Origin of the sequence: Burkholderia cepacia (assembly GCF_001039005.1) — a bacterium.
Taxonomy (GTDB): Bacteria; Pseudomonadota; Gammaproteobacteria; order Burkholderiales; family Burkholderiaceae; genus Burkholderia; species Burkholderia theae.
Window position 1 is genome coordinate 56,399 of the sequence record NZ_LDWR01000035.1, and the last position, 21,462, is coordinate 77,860.

Here is a 21,462-nt window from a genome sequence, read left to right on the forward strand (position 1 = left end):
GCCCGCGCGTTACAGCGGCAGTTGCGTGTCGAACTTGATCTCGCGCAGCACCACGCTCGTGCGCACCTGCGACACGGCCGGAATCTTGAAGATGCGCTCGTGCAGGAACACGTCGTAGGCCTTGATGTCCGGTGCGACGATCTTGAGGATGTAATCGGCTTCGCCGGTCGTGCTGTAGCACTCGGTGACTTCCGGGCAGGTCGCGATCTCGCGCTCGAACTGTTCGACGCCGCCTTCGTTGTGGCGGGTCAGGTGCACGTGCGCGAGCGCACAGACGTGCAGGCCGAGCTTTTCGCGATCGAGCAGCGCCGTGTAGCGCTGGATCACGCCCGACTGTTCCATGTCCTTGATGCGCCGCCAGCATGGCGTGCTCGACAGACCGACCTGGTCGGAGATTTCCTGTACGGAACGGCGCGCGTCGAGCTGCAACAGGCGAAGGATTTTTTGCGAAAAGGAATCGAGCGTCACCTGCGCCTCCATGCGGCAGCTACAACATGCTGAATGTTAGAGGGCCGGGAAAGGAAAGGCAATCTGGCGCGGCGCTGTTGAGCGAGATTCGCTAATTTGCCCGCGGATCCGTGGGGATTTGTCCCGCCCCCGCGTTTTCCGACCGATCGGTGTCCGACACGGCGAGGCCTGCGAGCGCGGCCTGCTGCCGGCGCAGGTCGGCGAGCATGTTGCAGAACAGCGCGCCTTGCTCGATCGCGTCGTCGAGCGCGACGTGCGTGTGCGGATGGTCGTCGAACCAGTGCTTCGGAAAGCGCGGCTTGATCGCCTTGCGGTACGGCAGGCCGGTCATCGCGAACGCGAGCGTCTTGATGTCGAGCGCCGACCACGAGAACGGGCAGCGTCCCGCGAAGCGCATCATGTACCAGAACATGAACGTGAAGTCGAAGCCGGCCGGCATCGCGACGAACACCGGCTTGCCGGGCAGCGCCTCGACCCAGTCGACGTACGCGACCAGCGCCGCCTCCGGCGCCTGCAGGTCGCGCCGGCAGGCGGCCCAGGCTTCGGGCTCGGTCTTCCACCATGCTTCCTGCACCGGATGCGCCTGCGCGCCGGGCAGCGTCTCGAGGTTCGCCGAGAACGTCGCGATCAGCTGCTTGTCCTCGGTGTAGGCGGCCGATGCGAAGCTCAGCATCGAGTGTGGGCCGGGAATCGGGCCGTCGGCTTCGACGTCGGTGCTGACGTAGATTTCCGGGATGGCGGTCTGGTTCATCCGAATACCTTGTCGGACACGAACGGGTTCGTGCGGCGCTCGTCGCCGAATGTCGAGACGGGGCCGTGGCCCGGCACGAACGTGACGTCGTCGCCGAGCGGCCACAGCTTCTCCTTGATCGAACGGACGAGATCCGCGTGATTGCCGCGCGGGAAATCGGTACGGCCGATCGAGCCCGCGAACAGCACGTCGCCGACGATCGCGACGCGATGCGCGCGGCTGAAGAACACGACATGGCCGGGCGTGTGGCCCGGGCAGTGATAGACCTCGAGCGTCTCGTCGCCGAACTGCACGGTGTCGCCATCGTTCAGCCAGTGGTCCGGCTCGAAGGTTTCGGCGGCCGGAAAGCCGAAGCGCTCGCTCTGCATCGGCAGCTTCTCGATCCAGAAGCGCTCTTCTTCCTGCGGCCCCTCGATCGGCACGCCGTAGTGCGTCGCGAGCGTCTTCGCGCCCGCGCAGTGATCGATGTGCCCGTGCGTGAGCAGCACCTTCTCGACCTGCACGTTCTGCCGCGCGACTTCCTGTTCGATCCGGTCGAGATCGCCGCCCGGATCGACGACGGCGGCGCGGCCGGTCTTCTCGCAGACGAGCAGCGAGCAGTTCTGCTGGAACGGCGTGACCGGAATGAGCGTGACTTTCATGGAGACACCGGCGGCTAAAAGGAGCGATTGTACCGGTCGCGGGCGCTGCCTGCCGCCCGCGCGGCGCACGTCGCGACACGCAGCCGAGGGGATTCCCGGAGCATCCCGATTGTTACAACCATAGAGAGAATCAATGGTGTGGCGGGGGTGCTTTTCGAGACAGCCTTTTGGTTTATGTATAATGCGCTCCATTGCGCGTGAATTTCACGCAATTCGCTGGTGTTTCGGCCCCGTTAAATGGGGTGCCGGAAACACCGTCAAGCATCAGCCGCCGGGGAGTCCGGCGGTGTATCCAGCACCGAATATTCGGTGCTCACGTCTTGTCCGGCCGGGTGCTGCGCGCCCGCCTGCGGCCCTGCTGCCGCGCCGCCGGATGAGGCCTGTGCCGCCGTTCCTGTGCGTTGGTCGTTTCGACGCGCGCGAACGTGAAGTCATGTTCGATGGCGGCATGTGGGGTCTGGTCAGGCTGTTGGGGACAGGTTGCGCCAGACGTGAAAGCTAATCAGGACGGTTGCGGCATAGAGATGAGCCGCGCCCATGCTAGCCGCCTGCTCGAATTTCGAGCGGGGCGTGCACGCATTTGCCGTCCGGGCCGCGTGTCTGCGTTGTGAAGCAGCGTCGTCAAGCACCGGCCCGAACCAGAAGGCGACACGTCGATGAACGTACGATTTCCGAGCCGATTCGGGACCATTGCATTATTTTTTGCGCTGACGGGCTGCGCGGTGCCACCCAGCCAGACCACCGGAAGCGCGAACCAGAAGAACGCGGTCGACAAGACGGCCGCCGCCGCGAAGGCGGACAACGACAAGCAGCAACTGAATTTCGATTCCGCGCTGGCATCGATGCCGGCGGCCGACGGCAAGGACGCGAAGAAACCGTCGCTGGCGGACGCCGAGCCGATCGATGGCAAGGATGTGTCCGACTTCCGCCAGACGGGTCGCGCATCGTGGTACGGGCGGGATTTCCACGGCCGCCGCACCGCGAACGGCGAGCGTTTCAACATGAACGCGCTCACCGCCGCGCACCGCACGCTGCCGCTGTCGTCGTACATCAAGGTGACGAACGCGTCGACCGGCAAGTGGGTCGTCGTGAAGGTCAACGATCGCGGGCCGTTCAAGCGCGGCCGTGTGCTCGACCTGTCGTATGCGGCCGCCAAGGTGATCGGCCTCGTGCATGCCGGCACGGGCCGCGTGAAGATCGAAGGGCTGTCGCCGCAGGAAGCGCGCGAGGCGCGCGACGAGATGGTCGCGTCGCTGTCGGCGAAGTAACGCGGCGGTTCGTCCGCTTTTGCACAAAGGGCTGCCTTCCGGCAGCCCTTTGTCGTTTCTGCGCGGCGCCGTCGCGCGTCAGCCTTCCTTCAGCACGAGCGCACGCGCATACAGCGTGTTGCGCGACGCGCCCGTCAGCGCGGCCGCGAGCTTGGCCGCGCTCTTCACCGGCACTTCTTCCAGCAGCAGCCTGAGCAGCGCGTCGTGCGCGGTGTCGTCGGCCTCGCCGCTCGTCGCCGGCGCGCCTTCGACGACCAGCACGAACTCGCCGCGCTGCCGGTTCGCATCGCCGGCGAGCCAGGTCTGTCCTTCGGCCAGGGTGCCCTGGAACAGCTGCTCGTGTAGCTTGGTGAGCTCGCGCGCGATCAGCAGCCGGCGCGCGGGGCCGAACGCGTCGGCGAGTGCGGCGACGGTTTCGGCGATCCGGTGCGGCGCTTCGTAGAACACCAGTGCATACGGGTGCGATACCAGCGCCTGCAGCGCGGTCGCGCGCTGTTTGGCCTTCGGCGGCAGGAAGCCTGCGAACGTGAACGCGCCGGCCCAGTCGCCGGCCACGCTCAGCGCGGTCACGGCCGCACTCGCGCCTGGCAGCGGGATCACCGCGAAGCCGGCGTCGCGCACCGCGTCGACGAGCCGCGCGCCCGGGTCCGAAATGCCGGGCGTGCCGGCGTCCGATACGTAGGCCACGCGTTCGCCGGCGCGCAGGAGTTCGACCACGCGTTGCGCGGCTTCGCGTTCGTTGTGCTCGTGCACGGCGACGAGCGGTTTCGAGATCCCGTAGCGGGCGAGCAGCTGGCCCGTGTTGCGGGTGTCTTCGGCCGCGATGCGGTCGACGAGGCCGAGCACGTGCAGCGCGCGCAGCGTGATGTCGGCGGTATTGCCGATCGGCGTGGCGACCACATAGAGCGCGGCGCTCGGGTAGTGCTGCGTATGCGCGAGTTCGAGGAGGGCAGTCATGGCGGGCAATGCACGCAATCGCGGCGCAAGCGGAACAAGGACGGCATTGTGCCACGCGGCGCCGGCCCGGCCGGGCGACGGGCGCGGTTTGCCGCGCGCGGGCGACAACTTTTCCGGCGTGGCGGGATCCAAACCGGTCGGCGCGGCGTTCGAGCTCCGCGCGCGGCAGTTTCTCGAGCGCCGCGGCCTCGGGTTCGTCGCGGCGAACGTGACGATGCGCGGCGGCGAGCTCGATCTGGTGATGCGCGAGCCCGACGGCATGCTCGTGTTCGTCGAAGTGCGCGCGCGGGGCAGCGTCCGGCATGGCGGCGCGGCCGCGAGCGTCGGCTGGCGCAAGCGGCGTCGTCTGGTCGCGGCGGCGCTCCAGTTCTGGGCGCGGCACGGCGCCGGGGCCGCGTGTCGTTTCGACGTCGTCGCGTTCGAGGCCGGGCGGCTCGCGTGGCTGCGCGACGCATTTCGTACCGACGATGCGTAGCCGCGAGCTGTGACCAGATGTAAAGAGTTCTTGCCGGACCCCCGGAGAGGGTGTCGGAGTACGGTAAACTCGCCGCACCCATGATGTCGCGCGATGCGAGCCACGCGCCCAGTTCACCAGGAATCGATGTCAGTCGAACGTATTCAGCAACATTTCCGCGATAGCGTCGCGCTTCATGCCGAAGCGGCCGACGCGCTGTCGCTGCCGATCGCGGCCGCGGTCGACGCGATGTTCGCCGCGCTGGCGAACGGCAACAAGATCGTCGCCTGCGGTGACGGCCCGTCGGCCGCCGCCGCGCACTACCTCGCCGTGTCGCTCGTCGGCGGCTTCGAGCGCGAGCGCCCGGGCCTGCCCGCGATCGCGCTGGCCACCGACGCATCGCAGGCCGGCCTCGTGGGCACGGCGGCTGCGGAACAACTGTTCGCGCAGCAAGTGCGCGTGCTCGGCCAGACGGGCGACATCCTGCTGGTGCTCGATCCGGGCGGCGCATCGCCGCGCGTGCTGGCGGCGATCGACGAGGCGCACGAGCGCGAGATGACCGTCGTCGCGCTGACGGGCGGCAACGGCCACGCGGTCGCGGCGGCGCTGTCCGACACCGATATTCCGATCAGCGTGCCCGCCGTTCGCGCGGCACGCATCCACGAAGTCCATCTGCTGACTATCCACTGCCTGTGCGACGGCATCGACGCGATGCTGCTGGGTGAGGATTGAACGAAGGAGAGCCGTCGATGAATCAAAGCCGCGTCAAACAGACGCTCGTCAGAACCACGCTGCTCGTCGCGCTGACGGCGGGCCTCGCCGTGTCGCTGCAGGGTTGCGTGCTCGGAGTCCTGGGTGCAGCGGCCGGCGGCGGCGCGCTGATCGCGACCGATCGCCGTACGCTCGGCGCGCAGACGGAAGATCGCGAGATCCAGGTCAAGGCGCTGTCGCAGATCAACAGCGGGCTGCCGGACCAGTCGCACGTGAACGTGACCGTGTTCAACCGTCGCGTGCTGCTGACGGGCGAAGTACCGAACGATGCATCGAAGCAGCGCGCCGAGGAAATCGTGCGTGCTATCAACAACGTGAACGGCATCATCAACGAACTGTCGGTCGAGCCGGCGTCGTCGCTGTCGTCGCGCGCGAACGACTCGTATCTCGAAGGGCGCGTGAAGTCCGAGCTGATCGCGACGAAGGGCTTGTCGGCGAACAACTACAAGATCGTCAGCGAGCGCGGCAACCTGTATCTGATGGGCCTCGTGACGGTCGACGAAGGCAACCGCGGCGCGGAAGCGACGAGCCAGGTGCCGGGCGTCGAGAAGGTCGTGAAGGTGTTCCAGTACATCAAGCCGCAGGACGCGCAGGCGCTGCAGGGCGCGTCGCCCGCGAGCGGCGCGTCCGGCGCGCAGGCTGCCGCCGCGCCGGCGGATGCCGCGACGGTCGGTGCGGTGCCCGACGCGTCGGTGCAGTCCGCGCCGCTGCAGCCGCCCGCGCCGATCTCGAATTCGTCGAACGTGCACCCGGGCAACCCGAAGGCCCCGTCGCAATGAAGATCGCGCAGATGAAGCAGATGAAACAGTGGGTGATGCAGGGCGCCGTGGCCGCGGCGCTCGTGGCCGGCACGCTGGGCGCCGCGCACGCGGACGTCGGCGACGGCCTGAAGGTGGCGCGCAGCAACGCATGCATGGGCTGCCACGCGGTCGACCGCAAGCTCGTCGGCCCGTCGTTCAAGGATATCGCCGTCCGCTACAGGTCCGATCCGCAGGCCGTGCCGAAGCTGTCGAAGAAGGTGAAGGAGGGCGGCGCCGGCGTCTGGGGCGCGATTCCGATGCCCGCGCATCCGCGCATGAGCGACGCCGACGTCCGTTCGGTGGTCGAATGGGTGCTGGCCGGAGCGCCGTCAAAGTGACGCGTTCGGGGTGACGTAACCCCTATTGCCAAGCGCGGAAACGCGTGTGTATGATGGTCGACTGTTGGGGCGGTAGCTCAGCTGGGAGAGCGTCGCGTTCGCAATGCGAAGGTCGGGAGTTCGATCCTCCTCCGCTCCACCAACGAAATTCGAAGGGCTCGGTCGCAAGACCGGGCCCTTTTTGTTTTCCGCCTTTCCAGCGACCCCGGGCATCGCCCGTGCGGCGCTTTCGACGTGGCGAGATGGCTGGCGGAGACTAGGTCAGCAGCTCGTGCACCAGCCGGAACGTCGGCACCGACAACGCGGCGAATCCCACGGTGATGGCCGCGAGAATCGCCGTTCGCTTCCGCAGCAGCGCGAAGACGACGACCGACAGCACGCAGAACGCGCAGGTCAGCATGATCATCCACCAGAGCGCCGCATAACCCGCGCCGCCTTCGAAGTTCGACACGTTCCGCGTCATCCAGGTCGCGACATGGCCGGCGACGGTCATGCTCGCGGGCAGGCACAGCACCGAATACAGGACGAAGACGATGATCTGCCGCGGAGTCGGGTCGGGAGACGTCATGGCAAGCGTTACTTTCCGGGTGGACGGGGTACCGAACCGGTCGCCGCGCGGGCAGGTTCAGGCAGCCGGCAGGATGCGGGCGTTTTCGGGGTTTGGCAACCATCGCCCGCCGCCCGCCAGTCCTTCACCCGCGCCCGAAACTCGGCCGTTTCGGATCGTACGTCCACCCCGGCACGAGATAGCGCATCGCAACCGCATCGTCGCGCGCCGTGCCGCCAACCGCCTGATACAGCGCATGCGCGGCCTCGACCTGCGCCATGTCGAGTTCGATCCCGAGCCCCGGCCGCTCCGGCACGGCCACCTTGCCGCCGACGATCGCGAGCGGCTCGCGCGTGAGCCGCGCGTCGCCTTCCTGCCAGATCCAGTGCGTGTCGATCGCGGTGATCGTGCCGGGCGCCGCCGCCGCCGCATGCGTGAACATCGCGAGCGACACGTCGAAGTGGTTGTTCGAGTGCGAACCCCACGTGAGCCCCCAGTCGCGGCACAGCTGCGCGAGCCGCACCGAACCCTGCATCGTCCAGAAATGCGGATCGGCGAGCGGGATGTCGACCGCCTGCAGCCGCACCGCGTGATCCATCTGCCGCCAGTCGGTCGCGATCATGTTGGTCGCGATCGGGATGCCCGTCGCGCGGCGGAATTCGGCCATCACCTCGCGGCCCGAATAGCCGCCTTCCGGCCCGCACGGGTCTTCCGCATAGGCGAGCAGGTGGCCTTGCCCGCGGCACAGCGCGACGGCCTCGTCGAGCGACCACGCGCCGTTCGGGTCGAGCGTCGCGCGCGCGTCGGGAAAGCGCGCCTTGATTGCCGCGATCGCTTCCATCTCGTCGGCGCCGGCCATCACGCCGCCCTTCAGCTTGAAGTCGGCGAAGCCGTAGCGCTCGACCGCGGCTTCGGCCTGCCGCGCGATCGCGGCCGGCGTCAACGCCGCTTCGTTGCGCAGCCGGAACCACGGATCCGCCGCATGCGTTTCGTCGCGATACGGCAGATCGGTGCGGCGCCGGTCGCCCAGGTAGAACAGGTACGCGAGCATCGGCACCGCGTCGCGCTGCTGGCCTTCGCCGAGCAGCGCCGCGACCGGCACGTCGAGATGCTGGCCGAGCAGGTCGAGCAGCGCGGCCTCGATCGCGGTGATCACGTTGTCGAGCCGCAGGTTGATCTCGTGCGGCTGGCGCAGCACGGCGGCCTCGCCGGCCGACGTCACTTCGTGCCGGATCGTGCGGCCCGCACCCGCGCCCGCGCCCGCGCCGGACAGCGCCGCGCGCACCGCGTTCAGCGTCGCCTGGTAGCGGCCGATCGACTGGCCGACCACGAGATCCGTCATGCGCTCGAGCGCGTGGCGGATGCCTTCTCCGCCCGGTACTTCGCCGACGCCCGTGTGGCCGCTGCTGTCGTCGAGGATCACGAGGTTGCGCGTGAAATAAGGCGCGTGCGCGCCGCACAGGTTGAGCAGCATGCTGTCGCGGCCGGCGACGGGAATCACCTGCATGCGCGTGACGCGCGGGGTGCCGGCACGGCGGGATTCGGACATCGGTTCGCTCCTGGTTCCGGTGGCGCGCGGGTCGCCGGACGCGCCGGCGCGGCCCGCGCCGTTCAATGAAGCTCGACGCGGCGGATCTCGCCGACGACGAACAGGTAGCAGATCACGGCGACGAGCGCGTGCGCGACGACGTAGACGAGCGCGCCGTTGAACGAGCCGCTGCGGTCGACGATATAGCCGATCGCGATCGGCGTCGTGATGCTCGACAGGTTGCCGCACGTGTTGAGCAGCGCGCCGCTCAGCCCCGCGATCTGGCGCGGTGCGGTGTCGGCGTTGACGGCCCAGCCGAGCGCGCCGAGCCCCTTGCCGAAGAACGACAGCGCCATGAACAGCACGACGAACACGTGCGAATCGGTGTAGTTGCAGACGATCATCGACATCGACAGCAGCATGCCGATCACGATCGGCACCTTGCGCGCGACCGACAGCGACCGGCCCTGCTTGAGCAGCGCGTCGGACACGACGCCGCCGAGAATCCCGCCGAGGAACCCGCACACGGCCGGGATCGACGCGACGAGCCCCGCGTTGAGGATCGACATCCCGCGCGCCTGCACGAGATAGACGGGGAACCACGTGATGAAGAAATAGGTGAGCGCGTTGATGCAGTACTGCGCGACGTACACACCGATCAGCATCCGGCTCTTCAGCAGCGCCTTCACGTGACGCATCGACGGGCCGCCGCCGCGCGCGCCCGTCGCCTGGTCGATGTTGACGAGCGCGCCGCCTTCGGCGAGGTAGTCGAGTTCCGCGCGGTTGATGCTCGGGTGGTCCTTCGGGTCGTACATGGTGCGATTCCACACCAGGACGAACGCGAAGCCGAGCACGCCCATCACCGCGAACACCGACTGCCAGCCGAACGCGTGCACGAGCCAGCCCATCAGCGGTGCGAACACGACGGTCGCCGCGTACTGCGCGGCGTTGAAGATCGCCGACGCGGTGCCGCGTTCGGCGGCCGGGAACCACGCGGACACGATCCGGCTGTTGGCCGGAAACGAGGGCGCCTCGGCCGCGCCGACCAGGAAGCGCAACCCGAACAGCAGCGCGAACGCGGCCGCGCCGCCGAAGAAGCCGATCGAGCCCTGCAGCAGCGTGAACAGCGACCAGAAGAAGATGCTGAATGCATAGACGATGCGCGACCCGTAGCGGTCGAGCAGCCAGCCGCCCGGCAGTTGCGCGACCACGTACGACCAGCCGAACGCGGAAAAGATGAAACCGATCTGCACGTGACTCAGGTGCAGCGCGCGGGCGAGGCTCGGGCCCGCGATCGCGATCGCCGCGCGATCCGCATAGTTGATCGTCGTGACCGCGAACAGGACGGCCAGCACGAGCCAGCGCACGCGCGTGCGCCGGGCCGTTGCCGACGCGGATGCCGGCAGCGCGTGAAGCGGATTCATGACTGTCTCCTCCGAATGGCGGAAGGTGCCGTCGTGCGGCAGGCGCGTCGGGTGCGCGCGTTTTCGTATCGAGTGCCGTCGGCCGGAGGCCGGGCGCCAGACGCCGATGCCGACGGGCAGGGCGTCCGGATCATTCTGTCATGTCGATATTTGCGCTTTCATGCCAATTGCTGACTTGATCGATTCAGCATTTGAATCGATCAAGTCGGTCGATCGCCCGGCGCGCGCGCGTCGTCTGCGTCGTCGCCACCGTCGCCACCGTCGCCATGATGACGCGCCACGTGCCGCACGAGAAATTCGACGGCCGCGCGTACGCCGGGCAGTTGGCCGCGCCGGTGCGGCATCAGCAGTGTCGTCGTGACGGTGCCGGCCCGCCAGCCGGGCAGCACGCGCACGAGCGCGCCGGACGCCAGCGCGTCGCTTGCGATCCAGTCGGGCAGGCAGGCCAGGCCGAGGCCGGCCGTCGCGGCCTGCAGCAGCAGCGTCGATTCGTCGGCCTGCAGGCGGATGCGCGGCGTCACGTCGACGGTGTCGCCGCCGCGTTGCAGACGCCACGGCTGCTGGCTCGGATGGAGCCCGTCGTGCCGCACGAGGTCGGTCGGTTCGTGCGGTGCGCCGGCGCGCGCGAGATAACCCGGCGACGCAACGACGACGATCGGCGACGTCGCGAGCGGCCGCTGCACGAGCGCGGAATCGGGCAGCGGGGCGAAATGGCTGCGCACCGCGATGTCGAAGCCTTCCTGCGCGATGTCGACCAGGCGGTCGCTCGCATGAATCTGCAGCAGCAGCTTCGGGTGTGCGATGGCCAGCGCCGGCAGGCAGGGCGCGAGGATGTGCTGCGCAACCGGCACCGAGCTCGTGATCCGCACGACGCCCGCCGGTTCGGCGGCCTGTCGCAGCACCGCGTCGCGCGCGCTCTCGGCCTCGATCACGGCCGCGCGCGCATGTTCGAAGAATTCAGTGCCCACCGGTGTCAGCCGGAAGCTGCGCGACGTGCGATGCACGAGCCGCGCGCCGAGCGTGCGCTCGAGCTCGGCAACGCGCTTGCTGACCGTCGATTTCGGCAGGTCGAGCCGGCGCGCGGCCGCCGACATGCTGCCCGCGTCGACCGCCTGCACGAACAAGTAGAGATCGTTCAGATTCACTATCAGCGTCCACATAAAGAAACGATGGGTTTCGATTCTAGCGGCTACTGCGCCATCGTTCGTCATGGGAGCATGGTCGCTCGTTCAACTTCCGCGGAATACCCGATGTCCCCGATCCTTCTCTACGGCATTCCCGCCGGCTGCTCGTTCGGCTCGATCGTCGCGCTCGAATGGGCCGGTCGTCCGTATCGGCTGTCGCGCATCACGATGCCCGACCTCGCGACGAGCGACGCATTCCTCGCACTGAACCCCGTCGCCGAAACACCGGCATTCGTGACCGCGAACGGCGACGTGCTGACCGAAAGCCTCGCGATCCTCGGCCACGTCGGCGCGCAAGTGCTCGACAGCGGCCTCGCGTTCCGCCAGGGCAGCGCCGATTTCGACCGGCTGAACCGGATGCTGGCGTGGCTGAACACGACATTCTTCAACGCGTTCGGTGCGCTCTGGTACGTGTACGAACACAACACCGAGGGTGCCGAGAAAGCAGCGTTGCAGGCCTACGGCCGCGGCAAGGTACTGAAGGCGCACCGGCAGCTCGAAGCGCAGCTCGCGCGCGGCGATGGCCCGTGGCTGCTGGGCGCACGGCTCACGCTGGCCGATGCGTATTTCGCGGGGATCGCCCGCTGGGCCGACTATCACGCGGTGTTCGAGCGCGACGCGTTCCCGCGCATCGCCGCGCTGCGCACGCGGCTCGCTGACGACGCGGGCGTGCATTTCGCGCACGCAGTCGAGGAAGGCTTGCCGCTGCCGGCCTCGTCGGCGTTCGAAGGGCATGTGTCGCTCGACGACGCGCTGGCAAGCGCGCACGTCATGGTGACCTGACCGCGCAACGCGGTCGCCCGAAGGGCGGAGCGTCGGCGATATTTTTACCCGGATGATATTGACATCCAATTAATACCCGGATAAAAATAGCGTCATTCCGATTCCTGCCCGCAGGCGACCACGATGACAACCTCCATGCTCCTTCCTTCCTACACGGCCTTCGACGGCCACCGTCGGCTCGCGTCGGGCCCGCTCGCGGCGGTTGCGCTCGCGGTCAGGCAGGCGGCCGGCGATTCGATGGCCGGCACGATCCTGATCTTCGACGATGCGACGGGCCGCTCGATCGACCTCGACCTGCGCGGCACGGCGGACGAGATCCGCGCGCGTTATACGCCGCCGCCGGGCGACGCAGCGGGTGCCGCCGGCGAGCCGGCCGGCGCGGGCGAACAGCGCGGCCGCGGCCGGCCGAAGCTCGGCGTCGTATCGCGCGAGGTCACGCTGCTGCCGCGTCACTGGGAATGGCTCGGCGCGCAGCCGGGCGGCGCGTCCGTCGCGCTGCGCAAGCTCGTCGAGGACGCGCGGCGCACGCATGCGGCGGCCGACCGGCACCGCGACGCGCAGACGCGTGCGTATCACTTCATGTCGGCGATGGCGGGCGACCTGCCCGGTTTCGAGGAGGCCGCGCGGGCGCTGTATGCGAACGACCCGGCGCGGCTCGCCGAACTGATCGCCGGCTGGCCGGACGACGTGCGGGACCATGCGCTCGCGCTGGCGCGCGGCGATCTGCCGCCGCCCGCCGAAGACTGCTGAAGGAGCACCGGACACGATGACCGTATTCGATCTGAACCGCGGCGCGATCGCGCCGGTCGCCGACGAGGTCGATCTCGTCGATCTGCGCGTGACCGGCGCCGTCCCGCGCGAACTCGACGGCACGCTGCTGCGCAACGGCCCGAATCCGCCGGGCGGCCGCTTCGAAGGCAACGACATGCTGTCGTGGTGGCCGGAAGCCGCGATGCTGCACGCGATCGCATTCGAAGGCGGCCGCGCGACCGGCTACCGGAACCGCTGGGCGCGCACGCAGCGCTGGGCCGCCGTGCATGCGCCCGGGCAGGTGCCGCATCTGCCCGACACCAATCCGAACGTGAGCGTGCTGCAGCATGCCGGCGAATTGCTCGCGATGGCGGAGGGCGGCGCGCCGTTCGCGATCACGGCCGAGCTCGATTCGCTCGGCGTATCGCGCCGGTTGGCGGGCTTCGATGGCGGCATGACCGCGCATCCGAAGGTCGACCCGGTGACCGGCGAGCTGATCGCGTTTCGCGCGGACTGGCGCGCGCCGTGGCTGCGCTACGGTGTCGCCGACGTGCAGGGCATCCAGCGCGTCGACATCGCTGTTGATCTGCCCGCGCCGTCGATGATGCACGACTTCGCGATTACCGAAACCCGCAGCCTGCTGCTCGACCTGAACGTCGGCTACGACTTCTCGCTGCTGAAGCAGGGCCACCGGATGCCGCTGCGCTGGCACGACGACCGGCCTGCGCGCATCGGCGTGATCCCGCGTCACGGCGGCGACGTGCGCTGGTTTGGCGTCGAGCCGTGCTTCGTCCAGCATGTCGTGAACGCGTACGACTGCGACGCATCGTGCCTCGTGCTCGACGTGGTGCGCTATCCGTGGTTCCTGCGGCTCGACGCGCGCACCGGCAGGTTCGAGGACAACCCGGTCGGCGAGCTGTGGCGCTACGTGATCGATACGGCGAACGGGCTGATCGACGAAGGGCCGCTTGCCGACGGCGGTATCGAGCTGCCGCGCATCAACGAAAGCCGGACCGGGCGCAGCTACCGCTATCTGTATGCGGTCGAGCAGCCGAACCACGCGGAAATGCGCGGCGTGATGCGCTTCGATCACACGCGCGGCACGACAACGCATTACGCAGTGCCGGCCGGCGACCAGAACGGCGAACCCGTGTTCGTGCCGCGTCCGGGCGGCGTCGACGAGGACGACGGCTGGTTGCTGGTGATGGTCTACCGCGCGGCGACGGAGTCGAGCGACGTCGTGATTCTCGATGCACGCGCGATCGACGCGGGGCCGGTCGCGACCGTGCACCTGCCGCGCCGCGTGCCGGCCGGGTTCCACGGCGCGTGGGTGCCGCGCGTGCGCTGAACGGGCGGGCGCGTCACCGCGCGCGGAGCGCGTCGACGATCTTCAGCCGCGACGCGCGCATCGCCGGCAGGAACCCGCCGACGAGCCCCATCACGAGCGAGAACAGCAGCGTCTTCACGACGATCGCGGGTGTCAGCACGAAGCGGAACGACAGGTCCGAGAAGGTCTGGAAGTTGGTCGTCGAGAACGACGCGAACTGCATCAGCGACGCGCACGCGAGCCCCGCGACACCGCCGACGAAGCCGAGCAGTAGCGCTTCCAGCAGGAACGCGGCGAGCACGTTCCTGCGCTTGAAGCCGAGCGCGCGCAGCGTGCCGATCTCGGCGACGCGGTTCGCGACCGACGCATACATCGTGATCATCGCGCCGATCATCGCGGCGATCGAGAAGATCGTCGACAGCGTGATGCCGAGGATGTTGATGAAGGTCGACAGCGCCTTCGACTGGTCGCCGTAGAAGGTCTGCTCGCGTTTCGCCTCGTCGGTCAGCCGCGGATCGACGTCGATGCCGGCCTTGAAGCGCGCGAAACCGTCGGCGCTCGGGATGCGCAGCACCATCGACGAATAGCTCGTGCGCCGGAACGACTGCATCAGTTGATCGACGTCGCCCCAGATCTCCGAATCGAAGCCGCTGCCGCCCGCGTCGAAGATGCCGACGATGGTCCAGTCGCGCTGCGCGAAATGCAGGCTGTCGCCGAGTTGCGTGCCGCTGAAGCCTTTCGCGATCGCGCTGCCGACGATGATCTCCGACGAGCCGGGCGCGAACCCGCGGCCTGCCACCAGTTTCACGTGCGGCCGCAGCGCGAGGCCGGCCGGCGACACGCCGCGGATCACGACGTTCGACGGCTTGCCGGTCGACGTCTTCACGAGCGAGATCAGCACGACGGCTTCCTTCGACACGAGCGGCCGGCCGTCGGAGCCGAGCGCGACGGCTGGGTGCATCTCGAGCGCGTTGGCCTGCTGGTGGTCGATCGAACTCTGGATCTCGGTTTCGGCGCCCTTGCGGATCACCACGGCGTTGTCGGGTTCGCCGGTCGACACGAGCGTCTGCGTGAGCCCCGCGTCGAGCATCTGGACCGTCGCGAACACGAAGATCACGAGCGCCATCCCGCCCGCGGTCAGCGCGGTGGTGAGCCGCCGGGTCCACAGGTTGCGCGCGATGTAATTGAGCGGAATTGCCATGCGTCTACCCGATCGCCCGCAGGCCTTCGACGACCCGCACGCGCGCCGCCTGCCACGCCGGCACGATCGCGGCCGCGACGCCGACCGCGACCGAGCACGCGGCCTGCAGCACGACCGTCTCGGTCGACACCTTGAACACCGGGAAGATGCCGCCGGCCGCCTGCTTGAACAGGCTCGCGGCGGGCGGCGTCGCGAGGATCCCGAGCCCGCCGCCGGCTACCGCGATCACGACCGATTCGCCGAACACGATCAGCGCGAGAAAGCCGGGGCCGAAGCCGAGCGCCTTCAGCGTCGCGTATTCGGCCGTGCGTTCGCGCGCGCTCATCGCCATCGCGTTGGCCATCACGGCCATGATGATCAGGATCACCACGTACGACACCAGGCGGATCGCCGCGATGATCTGGTTCGACATCGCGACGAAGCCGAGCTGGAACGCCTGCTCGGTCTCGGTCAGCGTCTCGGCGAGCGAGTTCTTGAACACGGCGTCGACGCCGCGCGCAATCGTCGCGCCGTCGTCGGGGTTCGCGACGCCGAGCACGAATACGCCGACCTGGTCGGCCTGTTTCGGCGTGCGCTGGCGCACCGTCTCGTTCAGGTAGTCCCAGTGGAACACCATCTGGCGCGTGATCGTCGAATCGTCGCGGCCGTCGAGAATCCCGCGCACGACGAAATCCCACGTGCCGGGATAGATCGTGCCCTTGAGCGGGATCACGTCGCCGATCTTGAAGCCGAACTGCGTCGCGAGCTGGCGCCCGACGAGGCAGCCGCGGCGGTCGCGGTCGTAGTCGGCGCGCTGCTGCGCCGGGATGATGAATTCCGGATACAGGTCGAGATAATTGTCCGACACCGCGAAGCTCGCGAAGAAGTTCTTCGGGTCGCGGTAGATGCCGCCGAACCAGTTCGAGCGGACCACGGCCGTCACGCCGTCGACGCCGCGAATCCGGTTCTCGTAGCTGACGGGCAGCGGAAACACCAGCGAGATCGCATTGCGCGTGACGAGTCGTCCGCTGGACGCGGCGGCCGCGCCCGCGTACCACGCGTCGACGACGGTGTGCAGCAGCCCGAACGCCAGCACCGCGATCGTGAGCCCGAGCACGGTCAGCAGCGTGCGCAGCCGGTGCCGCAGCGCGTTGCGCGCGATCAGCTTCAGCACATACATCGCGCGCGCTCCCGCAGTCGGTCAGCCGGCGTGCCCATCGATCAGCTCCCCTTTTTCCAGATGCACGAGCGACTGCGCGGCGCCGGCCGCGTGCGCGTCGTGGGTCACCATGATGATCGTCTTGCCGAGCTCGGCGTTCATCCGCTGCAGCATCGCGAGCACGTCGGTGGCCGACGCGCGGTCGAGGTCGCCGGTCGGCTCGTCCGCGACGATCAGCACGGGGTCGGTGATCAGCGCGCGCGCGATCGCGACGCGCTGCTGCTGGCCGCCCGACAGCTCGGACGGGTAATGGCTCGTCCGGTCGCCGAGATTCACCATGTCGAGCACGAGCTCGACGCGCTCGCGCCGCTCGCGGCGCGACAGGTGCGTGAGCATCAGCGGCAGCTCGACGTTCTCGAACGCGGTGAGCACGGGCATCAGGTTGTAGAACTGGAAGATGAAGCCGACGTTCGCCGCGCGCCATTCGGCCAGTTGCGCCTCGGCGAGCCGCGAGATGTCGAGGCCGCCCACGCGCAGCTCGCCGCTGTCGGGCCGGTCGATGCCGGCCACGAGGTTCAGCAGCGTGCTCTTGCCGGAGCCGGACGGGCCCATCAGCGCGACGAAATCGCCTTCGCCGATGTCGAGCGTGATGTCGGTCAGCACGGGCACGATCTGGTTGCCGCGCCGGTACGACTTCGCGACGTGGCTGATCTCGACGAGGGGCGGCGGCGTGTCGTTCACGCTCGCGCTACTTCTTCGCGACGGTCACTTTCGCGCCGTCCTTCAGCTTCGCGCCCGGTGCGAGCACGACCGTGTCGCCGGGTTTCACGCCGCGGATCGCGACCAGCTCGCCGATCCGCATGCCCGTCGTCACGGCCGCCGCGCGCACGCTGTCGTCCTTCACGGCGAACACGACCGGCCGGCCGTCGCGCTCGATGACCGCGCTCGCCTGCACGGCCGTCACGGGTTGCCGATCCTGCGCCGACACGGGCTTCGACAGGAACGCGATCTTCGCGCTCATGTCGGGCAGCACGCGGTCGTCGCGGTCGACGAAGCGCACCTTCACGAGCACGGTGGCCTTCGAGCGGTCGACGGTCGGCACGATGCGCGACACGCGGCCCGCGAAGCGCATGTCGGGCAGCGCGTCGAGCTGGATCTCGCACGGCTGCTCGGCACGGATCTTCGCGATGTTCGATTCGGCGACGTCGGCCTCGACCTCGAGCGTGTCCATGTCGGCGATCGTCACGACCGCGCCCTTGCTGTCCGACGCGGACGAGAACGGCGTGATGTTGTCGCCGACGTTCGCATGCTTGGCGAGCACGATGCCGTCGAACGGCGCGCGGATCACCGTCTGGTCGACCGCGACCTGCGCGGCCTGCGCGTTGGCGTCGGCGGACACGATCGCGGCCTCGCCGCTGCTGAGCGACGCGCGCGCCTTGTTCACGCGGGCCGTGTCGATGTCGAGCTGCGCGGCCGGCACGGCGCCCTTCGGCGCGAGCGCCGCGGTGCGGCGGAATGCGATTTCGGCGTCCTTCAACTCGGCCTGCTGCACGCCGAGGTTCGCGCGGGCGACCTTCGCCTGGGCCAGCGCCTGCGCGCGCGCCGCCTCGACGTCGCGGCTTTCGAGCCGCGCGATGATCTCGTCCTTCTTCACGCGCGTGCCCTCGAGCACGCCGAGCCATTCGACCCGCCCCTGGCCCTTCGACGCGACCGCGGCCTTGCGCTGCGGCACGACGTAGCCGGTCGCATTCAGTTGCGTGTCGTTCTGGTACGGGTAGGCGGACGTGACGGACGTCGTTTCGACGGTCGGCCGGCCGGTGAGCGCAAGGCCGGCGACGATCGCGACGAGGGCGATCGCGGCGGCGACCGCATAGCGGACCCACCGGCGCCGGCGCGGTGCCGGTGCGATCGGACGCCGGTCGATTTTCAGTTTGTCCAGATTGTGATCGGGCAATTTGAGCGCCTCGAGACAGCGGCGGTCTGGCGACCGGCCGCGATCCGGTTTCCGGGGAAGGGGACGGATGGACGCCAGTATAAGCGTCGCCCCGATGGCGCGCGAGCGCGTTTGTGGGGCCAGTGCGGCGGCCGCCGCACCGGCGCGCCGACGCGGGAAGACGCGGAAAGAAGCGCTCGCCTCCGGGGAAACCCGAGGGGCGCAAGCAACGTGTCAACTCGCCGCGAAGGCGGTGCGTTATGGAACCAGTGCGTCAGGTTTTATTGAGGCGGAATGGCGAAAGCCGGCCTCCCGGCCTGGCGCTCCGATGCGAATGCCTCGCATCTTTCACCGGTTCGTTTGATTTTTTCTCCGCTAAAGGAAGAACAATGAAGAAGACGCTCGCTTCGATCATGACCGCAGCAATCGCACTCGCATCGGTTTCGGCATTCGCACAGGAGTCGGCGTCGGCTCCGGCAGGCGCGATGGCACCCGCCTCCGCACCGATGAAGAAGGATCACAGCAAGCCGAAGCACGCGCTGAAGCAACACGGTTCGGCCAAGGGCAAGGCAAAGGCCGCAGCCGCATCGGCAGCTGGCACGAACGACGCAGGCGCAGCAAACTAAGCGCGTCGCCCGGGGCCGGCACTGCCGGCCGCCAGTCGCGAGACCCCGCATGTTTCGGCATGCGGGGTTTTGTTTTTTCAGGCGCCGTGTTCGTCCGCCGGCGTCGGCGGCGTGCGCATCGCGTCGACCACCGTGCGCATGCGCCGCCAGTGCGAGCCTTCCCAGAACACGCGCCGGCACACGTCGCACGCGGCGAAGCGCCGGTGCCGCTGCCCGACGCCGGCTGGCACGCGCGGCGCGGCGGCGGCCGCGTCGAGCGGATGCAGCGGCGCATTGCAGCGCAGGCACAGCCGGAATGGCCGCATGTGCGGCGCGAGATCGAGCCGCGCGAACAGTTCGCGCAGCTGGTCGGCCGGTTGCACCGCGTGCAGGTAGCAGCCGCGTGCGATCGTGCGCCGCTTGAGCAGTTCGCGGTCGCGGGTCAGCACGATCCGGCCCTCTCGCGCGGCGAGCGCTGCGAGCTCGTCGTCGCGATAGTGGTTGTCGTAGCAGGTGTCGAAGCCCGCGAGGCGCAACAGTTGCGCGAGGCCGCCGAGATGCGCGTCGGCGATGAAGCACCATTGCGCCGGTTGCGCCGCGGTGGCACCGTTCGCCGCCGGCTGCGCGCGTTCCGGAAAGGCTTCGACGCGGTCGCCGTCGCCGAGCGGCCGGTCGAGCGCGGCCGGCGCGTCGTTCACGTGGAGCCGGCCGATTTCCGTGTGAGGAATGCCGAGCGCCTCGATCGCGTGCTTCACCGTCGCATCGCGCGCGCACGCGTGCCCGAACGCGCGGTCGCGCTGCGCGCGCGGGAGAAACGCGTTCAGTTCGTCGTGGAAACGGAAGGTCGCGGTCGCCATCCGTGCAGTATCGCACCGCGCACGGCCGGTGGCGGGCGCTGCAGACGGCCGCCATCTGTGTTTAACTCGCGGCTCCACGGAGCGAAGGAGCGGGCAATGGATCTCGGATTTATCGGGCTGGGCGAAATGGGGCAGGCGATCGCAACGAACCTGCTGAAGGCGGGCCACACGGTGCGGGTCTGGAACCGGTCGCGCGAGCGTGCGGAGCCGCTCGCGGCATTCGGCGCGCAGATCGTCGACACGCCGGCCGACGCGTTTCGCGGCGATGCCGTGTTCTCGATGCTCGGCGACGACGCGGCCGCGCGTGCCGTGTTCGACGACGCGCTGCTCGCGCAGGCGCCGCGCGGCCTGATCCACGTGAACATGGCGACGGTGTCGGTCGCGCTCGCCGAATCGCTCGCGCACGCGCATGCGTCGCGCGGCATCGATTATGTCGCCGCGCCGGTGATGGGGCGGCCCGACGTCGCGGCCGCCGCGCGCCTGACGATCATGGCGGGCGGCCCGGCCGAGGCGATCGACCGCGTGCAGCCGCTGTTCGACGCGATCGGCCAGAAGACCTGGCGGTTCGGCTCGCTGCCGCAGCACGCGAACGTCGCGAAGATCGCGGCGAACTTCACGCTCGCGTCGGCGATCGAGACGCTCGGCGAGGCATCCGCGCTGCTGGGCGCACACGGCGTCGCGATGCGCGATTTCCTCGACGTGATCACGAGCAGCGTGTTTCCGGGGCCCGTCTACGCGGGCTACGGCGGGATGATCGCCGAGCGGCAATACGAGCCCGCGCGCTTCAAGGCGCGCCTCGGGCTGAAGGATGTCCGGCTCGCGCTGGAAGCCGGCGACGCCGCGTCGGTGCCGCTGCCGATCGCGAGCGTCGTGCGCGACAGCCTGCTCGACGCGCTCGCGCACGGCGGCGGCGACCAGGATTTCGCGGTGCTCGGCGAAGTCGCACTGCGCCGCGCCGGCCGCTGACGCGGCGCGACAGAAGCGCCGCGCGCACGGCATAATCGACGTTTCCGTTTCCCTACATTCAGGCAGAGGCACGCATGAACTTGCATACGTGGTGGCTTTTCGTGGCGACGGTGTTCGTCGTGTCGGCGATTCCGGGCCCGAACATGCTGCTCGTGATGACGCACGGCGCGCGGCACGGGCTGCGGCGCTCGTCGTCGACGATGGCTGGCTGTCTGAGCGCGCTGGTGCTGATGCTGTCGGTGTCGGCGGCCGGCCTCGGCGTATTCCTCGAAGCGTGGCCCGCGATGTTCAACGCGCTGCGCTTCGCGGGCGCCGCCTACCTGATCTACCTCGGCGTGAAGGCGTGGCGTGCGCGCGTTGACGACGCGCCGCCGGCCGCCGACGTCGAATCGGTGTCGCGCCAGGCTACGCCGGCATCGCGCTGGGTGCTGTTCCGCAACGGCTTCCTGGTCGCGGGCAGCAACCCGAAGGCGATCCTGTTCGCGGCCGCGCTGCTGCCGCAGTTCATCAACGCGGCCGAGCCGACGCTGCCGCAGTTCGGCATCCTCGTCGTCACGTTCGCGGTGATCGAGGTGAGCTGGTATCTCGTCTACGCGTCGTTCGGCACGCGCATCGGCGCGACGCTGAAGAGCCAGAGCGTCGCGAAGGTGTTCAACCGGCTGACGGGCGGGCTGTTCGTCGGCTTCGGCGCGATGATGGCGCTGGTGCGCCACTGATTTCGAACGGATTCCGGTGCGTCGAACGCCCCGTCCCTCGCAAGAGGGCGGGGCG

The 21,462-nt window shown here is 68.8% G+C and carries 24 protein-coding genes and 1 tRNA gene; 12 read left to right on the top strand and 13 right to left on the bottom strand.

Annotated elements, in window-relative coordinates; all coding sequences use genetic code 11:
• Positions 1-9: 9 nt before the first annotated feature.
• The 3 genes from VL15_RS20520 to VL15_RS20530 all read right to left on the bottom strand — a co-directional run bounded on the left by VL15_RS20520 (position 10) and on the right by VL15_RS20530 (position 1,860).
• A complete protein-coding gene (locus VL15_RS20520; protein WP_006477376.1) occupies positions 10-480 on the bottom strand; it encodes an Lrp/AsnC family transcriptional regulator in 471 nt (156 codons plus the stop codon).
• 79 nt (positions 481-559) lie between these two features.
• Positions 560-1,219 (bottom strand): exonuclease, encoded by a 660-nt coding sequence (locus VL15_RS20525; protein WP_048248140.1) that lies wholly within the window; start codon positions 1,217-1,219, stop codon positions 560-562.
• Positions 1,216-1,860, bottom strand: a complete 645-nt coding sequence (locus VL15_RS20530; RefSeq protein ID WP_048248141.1) for an MBL fold metallo-hydrolase — start codon at positions 1,858-1,860, stop codon at positions 1,216-1,218. The genes VL15_RS20525 and VL15_RS20530 overlap by 4 nt, the downstream gene beginning before the upstream one ends.
• A 656-nt stretch (positions 1,861-2,516) precedes the next feature.
• Between VL15_RS20530 and VL15_RS20535 the strand changes: the two genes are divergently transcribed.
• Entirely contained in the window at positions 2,517-3,128 is a 612-nt protein-coding gene (locus VL15_RS20535) for a septal ring lytic transglycosylase RlpA family protein (RefSeq protein WP_048248142.1), read from the top strand.
• Between the two features lie 78 nt (positions 3,129-3,206).
• On the opposite strand, the gene rsmI is transcribed toward VL15_RS20535, so the two are convergent.
• Entirely contained in the window at positions 3,207-4,085 is an 879-nt protein-coding gene (gene rsmI, locus VL15_RS20540; protein WP_048248143.1) for a 16S rRNA (cytidine(1402)-2'-O)-methyltransferase, read from the bottom strand.
• A 46-nt stretch (positions 4,086-4,131) separates the two neighbouring features.
• Here rsmI and VL15_RS20545 point away from each other — a divergent pair, with 46 nt between their 5' ends.
• From VL15_RS20545 to VL15_RS20565, 5 genes are all read left to right on the top strand, one after another.
• Positions 4,132-4,560 (top strand): YraN family protein, encoded by a 429-nt coding sequence (locus VL15_RS20545; protein ID WP_196319608.1) that lies wholly within the window; start codon positions 4,132-4,134, stop codon positions 4,558-4,560.
• Positions 4,561-4,686: 126 nt separating this feature from the next.
• Positions 4,687-5,271: an SIS domain-containing protein gene (locus tag VL15_RS20550; RefSeq protein ID WP_048248145.1), complete on the top strand. Its 585-nt coding sequence runs from the start codon at positions 4,687-4,689 to the stop codon at positions 5,269-5,271.
• Between the two features lie 17 nt (positions 5,272-5,288).
• Entirely contained in the window at positions 5,289-6,089 is an 801-nt protein-coding gene (locus VL15_RS20555; protein ID WP_048248146.1) for a BON domain-containing protein, read from the top strand.
• Between the two features lie 11 nt (positions 6,090-6,100).
• Positions 6,101-6,448 (top strand): c-type cytochrome, encoded by a 348-nt coding sequence (locus VL15_RS20560; protein ID WP_419188681.1) that lies wholly within the window; start codon positions 6,101-6,103, stop codon positions 6,446-6,448.
• A 66-nt stretch (positions 6,449-6,514) separates the two neighbouring features.
• Positions 6,515-6,590, top strand: a tRNA-Ala gene (locus VL15_RS20565).
• Between the two features lie 114 nt (positions 6,591-6,704).
• Here the strand turns inward: VL15_RS20565 and VL15_RS20570 are convergent.
• The 4 genes from VL15_RS20570 to VL15_RS20585 form a co-directional block, all read right to left on the bottom strand.
• Positions 6,705-7,016 (bottom strand): hypothetical protein, encoded by a 312-nt coding sequence (locus VL15_RS20570; protein ID WP_048248148.1) that lies wholly within the window; start codon positions 7,014-7,016, stop codon positions 6,705-6,707.
• A 124-nt stretch (positions 7,017-7,140) separates the two neighbouring features.
• Positions 7,141-8,544, bottom strand: a complete 1,404-nt coding sequence (locus tag VL15_RS20575; protein WP_048248181.1) for an enolase C-terminal domain-like protein — start codon at positions 8,542-8,544, stop codon at positions 7,141-7,143.
• 62 nt (positions 8,545-8,606) lie between these two features.
• Positions 8,607-9,947 carry an MFS transporter gene (locus tag VL15_RS20580; RefSeq protein ID WP_048248149.1) on the bottom strand — a complete coding sequence of 447 codons (1,341 nt, stop codon included), beginning with the start codon at positions 9,945-9,947 and terminating at the stop codon, positions 8,607-8,609.
• A gap of 200 nt (positions 9,948-10,147) precedes the next feature.
• A complete protein-coding gene (locus tag VL15_RS20585) occupies positions 10,148-11,158 on the bottom strand; it encodes a LysR family transcriptional regulator (RefSeq protein WP_048248150.1) in 1,011 nt (336 codons plus the stop codon).
• Between the two features lie 39 nt (positions 11,159-11,197).
• Here VL15_RS20585 and VL15_RS20590 point away from each other — a divergent pair, with 39 nt between their 5' ends.
• The 3 genes from VL15_RS20590 to VL15_RS20600 all read left to right on the top strand — a co-directional run bounded on the left by VL15_RS20590 (position 11,198) and on the right by VL15_RS20600 (position 14,012).
• On the top strand, positions 11,198-11,914 hold the full coding sequence (locus tag VL15_RS20590; RefSeq protein WP_048248151.1) for a glutathione S-transferase family protein: 717 nt from the start codon (positions 11,198-11,200) through the stop codon (positions 11,912-11,914).
• 123 nt (positions 11,915-12,037) lie between these two features.
• The gene (locus tag VL15_RS20595; protein WP_048248152.1) at positions 12,038-12,664 is read left to right on the top strand and encodes a DUF2239 family protein; all 627 of its coding nucleotides are present in this window, start codon (positions 12,038-12,040) and stop codon (positions 12,662-12,664) included.
• Positions 12,665-12,680: 16 nt separating this feature from the next.
• Positions 12,681-14,012 (top strand): carotenoid oxygenase family protein, encoded by a 1,332-nt coding sequence (locus tag VL15_RS20600; RefSeq protein WP_048248182.1) that lies wholly within the window; start codon positions 12,681-12,683, stop codon positions 14,010-14,012.
• 13 nt (positions 14,013-14,025) lie between these two features.
• Here the strand turns inward: VL15_RS20600 and VL15_RS20605 are convergent, their stop codons facing one another.
• From VL15_RS20605 to VL15_RS20620, 4 genes are read right to left on the bottom strand one after another with little or no spacing between them, the layout of a single operon-like run.
• Positions 14,026-15,192, bottom strand: coding sequence for an ABC transporter permease (locus VL15_RS20605; RefSeq protein WP_048248153.1), 1,167 nt, complete (start codon positions 15,190-15,192; stop codon positions 14,026-14,028).
• A 4-nt stretch (positions 15,193-15,196) separates the two neighbouring features.
• Entirely contained in the window at positions 15,197-16,351 is a 1,155-nt protein-coding gene (locus tag VL15_RS20610) for an ABC transporter permease (protein ID WP_048248154.1), read from the bottom strand.
• Positions 16,352-16,372: 21 nt separating this feature from the next.
• The gene (locus VL15_RS20615; protein WP_048248155.1) at positions 16,373-17,071 is read right to left on the bottom strand and encodes an ABC transporter ATP-binding protein; all 699 of its coding nucleotides are present in this window, start codon (positions 17,069-17,071) and stop codon (positions 16,373-16,375) included.
• Between the two features lie 7 nt (positions 17,072-17,078).
• Positions 17,079-18,284: an efflux RND transporter periplasmic adaptor subunit gene (locus VL15_RS20620; RefSeq protein WP_048248156.1), complete on the bottom strand. Its 1,206-nt coding sequence runs from the start codon at positions 18,282-18,284 to the stop codon at positions 17,079-17,081.
• A gap of 239 nt (positions 18,285-18,523) precedes the next feature.
• On the opposite strand from VL15_RS20620, the gene VL15_RS43220 reads away from it, so the two are divergent.
• Positions 18,524-18,889, top strand: coding sequence for a hypothetical protein (locus tag VL15_RS43220; protein ID WP_226799902.1), 366 nt, complete (start codon positions 18,524-18,526; stop codon positions 18,887-18,889).
• Positions 18,890-18,966: 77 nt separating this feature from the next.
• Here the strand turns inward: VL15_RS43220 and VL15_RS20630 are convergent, their stop codons facing one another.
• Positions 18,967-19,725, bottom strand: coding sequence for a Mut7-C RNAse domain-containing protein (locus VL15_RS20630; protein ID WP_048248158.1), 759 nt, complete (start codon positions 19,723-19,725; stop codon positions 18,967-18,969).
• A gap of 57 nt (positions 19,726-19,782) precedes the next feature.
• Between VL15_RS20630 and VL15_RS20635 the strand changes: the two genes are divergently transcribed.
• Positions 19,783-20,691 carry an NAD(P)-dependent oxidoreductase gene (locus VL15_RS20635; protein WP_268991212.1) on the top strand — a complete coding sequence of 303 codons (909 nt, stop codon included), beginning with the start codon at positions 19,783-19,785 and terminating at the stop codon, positions 20,689-20,691.
• 74 nt (positions 20,692-20,765) lie between these two features.
• Complete coding sequence (locus VL15_RS20640; protein WP_048248160.1) at positions 20,766-21,407, top strand: LysE family translocator; 642 nt, start codon at positions 20,766-20,768, stop codon at positions 21,405-21,407.
• The last annotated feature ends 55 nt before the right edge of the window (positions 21,408-21,462 follow it).